Below are 455 nucleotides of genomic sequence, written 5' to 3' on the forward strand. Positions count from 1 at the left end.
GAGCGGCCTGCCGCCCGCCTTCCTCGACGTCGGCTCGGCGGAGACCTTCCGCGACGAGGTCGTCGCCTACGCGTCCCGGATCTGGCAGGCGGGCGGGGTCGCCGAACTCCATGTCTGGCCCGGCGGGTTCCACGGCTTCGACGGCTTCGCGCCCCAGGCGGCGGTGTCCCGGGCGTCCCGCGCCGCACAGACCGAGTGGGTGCGGCGGGCGCTGGGCCAGGGGTGAGGGCGCGGGGGCGGGCGGGGGCCGCGGCCCGCGCGGTACGGGTACCGGCCGCGGGCTCCCCCTCCCCTGCCGCATACCGCACCATGAACGTATGAGAGAGCTGGCCGGACGGCTGACCGCGGTGGATCCCGACGCCGGGGCCGCGGTCCAGGTCATCTCCTACTTCGACCGGCTCACCGAGAGCCGGGCGGGCCTGGAGTCGCTGGTGCGCGGCGCGGCCGTGCTCGCC

1 protein-coding gene and 1 pseudogene are annotated in these 455 nt (G+C 77.1%); both read left to right on the forward strand.

The genetic code is table 11. The annotated features are described in order from the left end of the window. Positions 1 to 226: alpha/beta hydrolase (locus RNB18_RS51930; RefSeq protein ID WP_311721048.1), on the forward strand; the 226-nt coding region annotated here is incomplete at its 5' end. A gap of 91 nt (positions 227 to 317) precedes the next feature. Then, a pseudogene (locus tag RNB18_RS51935) lies at positions 318 to 455 on the forward strand (PucR family transcriptional regulator); the annotation flags it as partial.

The organism is Streptomyces doebereineriae (genome assembly GCF_031845645.1).
GTDB lineage: Bacteria > Actinomycetota > Actinomycetes > Streptomycetales > Streptomycetaceae > Streptomyces > Streptomyces canus.